The following is a 1,772-nucleotide window of genomic DNA, read 5'->3' as shown; positions in this document are numbered from 1 at the left end:
GTACCTGGCTGGCATTGCGCCGGACAAGCCACGCTGGATGACGGTGAGCTACTTCTACCCGTGGTGGCGGCTCTATTCCGCGCCGGAGGCGGAAAACCGGCCATGGATCGCGCAGCAGTTCGCCAACGGCGCGAACAGCTGGCTGCATATCAACGGTGGCCTCTCGAAGATATTTGACCGGCGCGGCGTGGCACCGATGCAGGCAGTGTTCGCCCGTCTGGAGCGGTGGCAGGACTATTTTCGCGATGCGCGTTCCAGCGCGCAGGTGGCAGTGGTGTTCTCGCGCTACACGCAGGACAACTACGGCCGTGGCGATCCCTATGGCCGCTACATGGACGCGGTGCGCGGCTACTACTGCGCCCTGATGGAGGCGCATGTGCCCTTCGACGTGCTGTCCGACAAGTTTCTGAATGCGCAACGGCTGGCGCAGTACCGCGTGCTGGTATTACCCAACACGGCCTGCCTCGATGACGCGGCGGTGGAGGCGATCACCGCTTTCGCGGCGGGCGGCGGCACTGTGGTAGGCACCTATGACGCGGGGCGTTTCGACGCGGGGGGCGAGTTGCGCGCCGATGCACCGCTGTCGGCGATGCTGGGCGGCCGCTACGGCGGGCGCTGCAGCAAGCTGCAGTCCTCATACGCTTTCATTGCCCAGCGCGGCGACATGCTGACGCAGGGGCTGGGCGACACCGACGTGGTGCCCAACGACGGCGACCTCATCGAATTCACGCCGGGGCGGGCAAACACCGTGTCGCTGACATTGATTCCGCCGGTGACGGCGCATTCCGGCGCGAACATCAGCATTCCCGAATACAGCGCGGTAACGGGCACGACCGACATTCCGGTGGCGGTGCACGGACTGTATGGCAAGGGGCGGGTGGTGCTGTTTACCAATCGCATGGACGCGCTGTTCTACAAGTACGGTTTTGCCGACCTGGGCCGCATTCTCGGCAACGCGGTGCTGCTGGGGCTGGGCGACGCGCAGGATCTGAGGGTGGAAGCGCCCGACTATGTGGACGTCACCAGCCAAGCGCAGCCGGGCCGGCGCCTAGTGCATTTGATCAATTTCGCCGTGGGCAAACACGTGAACACCGGCTGGCGCCACCCGGGGCGCAACCTGGTGCCAGTGGCCGGCATCGTGGTGCAGGTGCGGCTCGCACCCCGCCAGGCGCTGCGCGAAGTACGTACGGCCACCAACGAGGCAGTGGTGCCGCACAGGCTGACCGGTGACTGGGCGGAAGTGACTGTTCCGAGACTGGAAGACCACGAGATTGTGGTGTTCGAGTTCGCTTGACGATTTTCACAAACGAAGGAGACAACACCAATGACACTTAGTCGCCGTTCCGCACTCGCCGCTCTGCTGGCCAGCCTGTCGGGAGTCACCCCTGCGCAACCCGTCGGCGCTTGGCCGACCCGGCCTATCAAATTGGTCGTTCCACTATCGGCCGGCGGGCCGACCGACCTGCTGGCCCGCATTCTTGCGAAACCGTTGGGGGAAAGGCTGGGCCAGCCGATCATCATCGAAAACCGCCCTGGTGCCGGCGGCAACATCGGGGCCGAATTCGTGGCCAAGTCCGACCCAGACGGCTATACGCTGTTCCTTGGAACCTCAGGCCCATTGGCCATCAACGCCAGCCTGTACGGCAACCTGCGCTTCGACCCCGTACAGGATTTTTCGCCCGTCATCTTGGCGGCCACCGCTCCCTTCGTCGTGGCGGTGAACCCTTCCACCGCCGCCAAGACGCTGCCGGAACTACTGGCCTATGCGAAGC

At 64.8% G+C, this 1,772-nt stretch carries 2 protein-coding genes; both read left to right on the top strand.

Annotated elements, in window-relative coordinates:
• The coding region (locus AC1DY5_RS54210; RefSeq protein ID WP_478122454.1) for a beta-galactosidase trimerization domain-containing protein at positions 1 to 1,294 on the top strand (1,294 nt) is incomplete at its 5' end.
• Between the two features lie 30 nt (positions 1,295 to 1,324).
• Positions 1,325 to 1,772 (top strand): Bug family tripartite tricarboxylate transporter substrate binding protein (locus AC1DY5_RS54205; protein WP_478122453.1); only part of this gene is annotated, 448 nt, incomplete at its 3' end.

The sequence above is a fragment of the Variovorax sp. P4_D9 genome, assembly GCF_056401695.1.
This window is presented reverse-complemented; position numbering and strand designations above follow the sequence as displayed.